At 64.1% G+C, this 4,477-nt stretch carries 7 protein-coding genes; 2 read left to right on the top strand and 5 right to left on the bottom strand.

The annotated features are described in order from the left end of the window. Positions 1-343 (top strand): DsbE family thiol:disulfide interchange protein (locus tag EOA60_RS20265; RefSeq protein WP_164899423.1); only part of this gene is annotated, 343 nt, incomplete at its 5' end. Positions 344-423: 80 nt separating this feature from the next. Here EOA60_RS20265 and EOA60_RS20260 read toward each other — a convergent pair. Continuing rightward, on the bottom strand, positions 424-591 hold the full coding sequence (locus EOA60_RS20260) for a hypothetical protein (protein ID WP_082953829.1): 168 nt from the start codon (positions 589-591) through the stop codon (positions 424-426). A 229-nt stretch (positions 592-820) separates the two neighbouring features. On the opposite strand from EOA60_RS20260, the gene EOA60_RS20255 reads away from it, so the two are divergent. Further along, entirely contained in the window at positions 821-1,738 is a 918-nt protein-coding gene (locus EOA60_RS20255) for an SMP-30/gluconolactonase/LRE family protein (protein ID WP_095825166.1), read from the top strand. A gap of 12 nt (positions 1,739-1,750) precedes the next feature. Here EOA60_RS20255 and EOA60_RS20250 read toward each other — a convergent pair whose 3' ends face one another. The 4 genes from EOA60_RS20250 to ftsY form a co-directional block, all read right to left on the bottom strand. After that, complete coding sequence (locus EOA60_RS20250; protein ID WP_127335756.1) at positions 1,751-2,284, bottom strand: NADPH-dependent FMN reductase; 534 nt, start codon at positions 2,282-2,284, stop codon at positions 1,751-1,753. 39 nt (positions 2,285-2,323) lie between these two features. Further along, positions 2,324-2,944: a pyridoxamine 5'-phosphate oxidase family protein gene (locus EOA60_RS20245; RefSeq protein WP_095825164.1), complete on the bottom strand. Its 621-nt coding sequence runs from the start codon at positions 2,942-2,944 to the stop codon at positions 2,324-2,326. A gap of 24 nt (positions 2,945-2,968) precedes the next feature. After that, positions 2,969-3,634, bottom strand: a complete 666-nt coding sequence (locus EOA60_RS20240; RefSeq protein WP_095779961.1) for a septation protein A — start codon at positions 3,632-3,634, stop codon at positions 2,969-2,971. A 42-nt stretch (positions 3,635-3,676) separates the two neighbouring features. After that, a partial coding sequence (ftsY, locus tag EOA60_RS20235; RefSeq protein WP_128311789.1) for a signal recognition particle-docking protein FtsY occupies positions 3,677-4,477 on the bottom strand: 801 nt, incomplete at its 5' end.

The raw sequence follows: 4,477 nt of genomic DNA, 5'->3' as shown, positions 1-4,477 counted from the left end.
GGTCAACGTCTTCGCATCATGGTGCGCGCCGTGCCGGGAAGAGCATCCGGTGCTTTTGGCGCTGTCGCAGGACAAGCGGTTCACGCTTGCCGCGCTGAACTACAAGGACGAGCCGGCAAACGCCCGTCGCTTCCTTGGCGATCTCGGCAATCCCTACCAGGCGATCGGCGTCGATCCGGCCGGGCGCGCGGCGATCGACTGGGGCGTCTACGGCGTGCCGGAGACCTTCGTCATCGGCAAGGACGGCAAGATTGCCTACAAGCATGTCGGGCCGCTGACGCCGGAATCGGCGAAGGATTTGCTGTTGCCGCAGATCGAGAAGGCCCTGGCGGTTTCGGGTTAGGCGCCCCTTGCGTCGTCATTCCAGTGCGAGGCAAGGAGCGAAGCGACGCGGCGCAAAGGCCGGCTCGACCGGCCTCGGACTCAACCGTAAATCTGCTTGTGGATCTGGTAGAGCATCTCGGAGCGGTCGGCACGCAGATCGGCGAGATCGCGGCTCGACAGGTTCTCGATTTCTGCGACGAGACGATTGTAGTGGCGGCGCTTGGCGAGGTTGGTGCGAGCGCGGGTGACGAGGTTGTCGAAGATCATGACGAGGTTCCTTCTGAGTTATTCCTCCCTGATCGATTGCGAGAATGACATAGGAATGGTGCATTGCAAAAGAAAGATGTTGCAATGCACCATTGCAAGCAGCGCATAGCCGGTTAATGGCGTCTTAGCCCCTACACGCGTCAACATGCCGTGAGAGGCATCCGCGATCTTGCCTTCTCCGCTCTGTGCTGGCTTGATCGCGCGTCTTTTGATTGCCGGGAGGGAAAGCATGACGGCCGCTGACTATGAACTTCTCGATCCGCGTTTCTCGCGGCTGTTCAACGCCAATGAGCGGGTTGAGAAGCTGTTCACCGGGTGCCGGTGGGCGGAAGGCCCGGCCTGGTTCGCCGCCGGCCGCTACCTCGTCTGGTCCGACATCCCCAACAACCGCATGCTGCGCTACGATGAGACCGATGGCAGCGTGAGCGTCTTCCGCCAGCCGTCCGGCAATTCCAACGGCAACACCGTCGACCGGCAGGGCCGGCTGATCACCTGCGAGCATTCGGGCCGCCGCGTCAGCCGCACCGAGCATGACGGTTCGGTCACCACCATCGCCGACAAATGGCGCGGCAAGCGGCTCAACTCGCCAAACGACGTCGTCGTCCGTTCCGACGGCTCGATCTGGTTCACCGATCCGGCCTACGGCATCGACAGCGATTATGAAGGCGACCACGCCGAGAGCGAAATCGGCGCCTGCAATGTCTACCGCGTCGACCCCGGCACGGGCGAGATCGACGCCGTCATCACCGACATGGTCAGGCCCAATGGGCTCGCCTTCTCGCTCGATGAAAGCCTGCTCTATGTCGCCGACACGGGCCGCACCCATGGCGCCAAGAACCCCGCGCATATCCGCGTCTTCAATGTCGGCAAGGCCGGCAAGAAGGTCTCGGGCGGCAAGGTCTTCGCCGACTGCACGGCCGGCCTGTTCGACGGCTTCCGGCTGGACGAAAGCGGGCGCATCTGGACGAGCGCCGCCGACGGCATCCATTGCTACGATCCGGATGGTACGCTGATCGGCAAGGTCAAAGTGCCGGAAGTCGTCGCCAATTGCGTCTTCGGCGGCGCCAAGCGCAACCGCCTCTACATCTGCGGCACCACCTCCCTCTATGTGGTCTGGCTGATGGTGAATGGGGCCAAGACCTTTTGACCGGCATCGGCGTCAGCGGCCGCGGATAAAGCCGGCGAAAGCCCGAACCGCGTCGCGCATCGCCTGCCGACTGGTCGGCTCAGCCAGGATTTCTTCCACCTCCGGCGGCTTCTTGCCGAGCAGCGCGATCTCCAGCGCGGTCTCTTCGTAAAGCGCGAAGGACATCGTGCGCATGATCTCGGCAAGGGCGGCGCGGGCAAAGAGCGAGCGCGGCGAGGCGTGCACCAGCAACGCCGGCTTGCCGACGGCGGCGTCGCGCGACACCAGCCAGTCGAGCGCGTTCTTCATGCCGCCCGGCACGCCATGGGCGTATTCGGGACAGGAGACGATGACGCCATCGGCGCGGGTGACGGCCTCGATCAGGTATCTTGCCTCACACGGCGTGCGCTCGCCCTCTTCGTCCGGGTTGAAGATCGGCAAGCGGCCGAGCCCGTCATAGACGGTGACGCGGCAATCCGCGGGCATGTTGGCGGCAAGCGCCGCGACAAGGGCCGAATTGGTCGAGGCGGCGCGCAGGCTGCCGGATATGGCGGGGAGGTTCAGCAAGGGTGACGGGGGCGGTTCGGACGAATCGTGCCCGGGAGCCTACCACATGGTCTGCCGGTAATCGTCGTCCAGTTCGCGGTCGATCTCGCCGGCGCTCTCTGTAAGCGCCAGCTGGTCGCGGATGATCTGGCCGAGCGTCGGCAGGCTCGCGCGGTCATACCAGGTCTCCGGCTCCCACAGCTCGGAGCGCATAAAGGCCTTGGCGCAGTGCATGTAAGCGGCCTTGACCGTCACCACGATGACGCTCTGCGGCTCCTTGCCGTCGACGGCCAGGCGGGCGCGCAGTCCGGCGTCGATGGTTATGTGGGCTTCGCCGTTGACGCGCAGCGTCTCGTTCATGCCGGGAATGAGGAAGAGCAGCCCTACCGACGGGTAACGAACGATGTTTTCCAGCGTGTCCAGCCGGTTGTTGCCTGGACGGTCAGGGATGGCGATGGTGGAACTGTCGAGGATGGCGGTGAAGCCGGGCTTGTCGCCCTTCGGGGTCACGTCGGCATTGCCGGCGCCGTCGGAGGAGCCGATCAGCACGAATGGGCTCTTGCCGATGAAGGAACGGCAGTGGCCATCGAGCGCCTTGAGTTCCTTGCGGATCGACCCGTCGGTCGGCCGCGGCGTCTTGTAGATCGTCCTCAGCTCATCGCGCGTGGTGAGGAATTCCATGCCGCCCCCTCCCCGGAACCTGCTCTATTTACTCGCCTGCTCTTCCTTGGCTTTTTCCTCCAGCGAGTGGCGCATGATCAGCGGCATCTGGCTGAAGGTGAAGAGAAGCGTGATCGGCATGATGCCCCAGACCTTAAAGGTAACCCAGGCATCGGTTGAAAAATTCCGCCACACGACTTCATTGACGAGGGCCAGGAAGAGGAAGAACAGGCCCCAGCGGAAGGTGAGCTTGCGCCAGCCTTCGGCATCGAGGCTGAAAGCCGAGTCGAAGACATAGCCAAGCAGCGACTTGCCGAAGAAAAGGCCGCCGAGCAGCACGCCGCCGAACAGCGTGTTGACGATGGTCGGCTTCATCTTGATGAAGACGTCGTCCTGCAAATAGAGCGTCAGCGCGCCGAAGATAAGGACGACGACGCCCGACACCAGCGGCATGATCGGCAAGGTGCGGGTGAGCAGCCACGAGGCGATCAGCGCCAACGCGGTGGCGGCCATGAACAGGCCGGTGGCGACGAAGATCGGGCCGCCGAGCTCGGCCAAGGCCGGAAATTTCTGCGCCAGCCATTCGCCGCGCGCATTGGCGAAGAAGAAGACCAGCAGCGGCCCGAGCTCGAGCACCAGCTTGAGCGGCGGGTTGATGCCCTCCTTCTTCTGTTTCTGCGGGTCGGACGGGTCGCGTTCGAGGATGTTCATGAAAGTCCTTGTTGTCCCGAAAGTCGGCGCTTTTGGGATCGTTCAAGCAACGCCGGCGATCGCTCTGGCGAATTCGCTGGCCGAGAAGGGTTCGAGGTCGTCGACCTGCTCGCCGACGCCGATAAAATAGACCGGCAATCCATGCTTGGCGGCGATCGCCACCAGAATACCGCCGCGCGCCGTGCCGTCCAGCTTGGTCATCACCAGGCCGTTGACGCCGGCGACGTTGCGGAAGATCTCGACTTGGCTGAGCGCATTCTGGCCGGTGGTGGCGTCGACGGTCTGCAGCACGGTGTGCGGCGCCTCCGGATCGAGCTTGCCCAGCACGCGCACGATCTTTTCCAGCTCCGCCATCAGCTCGGTCTTGTTCTGCAGGCGGCCGGCCGTATCGATGATCAGCACGTCGGAGCCTGCCTCCTTCGCCTTCTCGAAGGCATCGTAGGCGAGGCCGGCGGCGTCGGCGCCAAGCTTGGTGGCGATGACCGGCGACTTCGTGCGTTCGCCCCAGATCTTCAGCTGCTCGATGGCGGCCGCGCGGAACGTGTCGCCGGCCGCCAGCATGACCGAAAGCCCGCCTTCGGTCAGCTTGGCCGCCAGCTTGCCGATGGTCGTGGTCTTGCCGGTGCCGTTGACGCCGACGACCAGGATGACATGCGGCTTGTGGCTGAGATCGAGCTCGAGCGGCTTGGCGACCGTGGTCAGGACTTTTTCGACTTCCGCCGCCATCACGGCGCGGACCTCCGAGTCGGAAACGTCCTTGCCGTATCGGCTTGAGGCGAGAGAATCGGTGACGCGCAGCGCCGTCTCGACGCCAAGATCGGCGCGGATCAGCACGTCCTCCAG

The sequence above is a fragment of the Mesorhizobium sp. M1A.F.Ca.IN.020.06.1.1 genome (assembly GCF_004023265.1).
GTDB lineage: Bacteria > Pseudomonadota > Alphaproteobacteria > Rhizobiales > Rhizobiaceae > Mesorhizobium.
The sequence above is the reverse complement of the archived record's forward strand: the minus strand, read 5'-3'. Positions and strand labels throughout refer to the sequence as shown.

Coding starts and splice junctions, on each gene's coding strand:
- EOA60_RS20245 (WP_095825164.1), bottom strand. CDS start 2,944: ATGGAATTCCTCACCACGCGCGATGAGCTGAGGACGATCTACAAGACG.
- EOA60_RS20240 (WP_095779961.1), bottom strand. CDS start 3,634: ATGAACATCCTCGAACGCGACCCGTCCGACCCGCAGAAACAGAAGAAG.
- EOA60_RS20255 (WP_095825166.1), top strand. CDS start 821: ATGACGGCCGCTGACTATGAACTTCTCGATCCGCGTTTCTCGCGGCTG.
- EOA60_RS20260 (WP_082953829.1), bottom strand. CDS start 591: ATGATCTTCGACAACCTCGTCACCCGCGCTCGCACCAACCTCGCCAAG.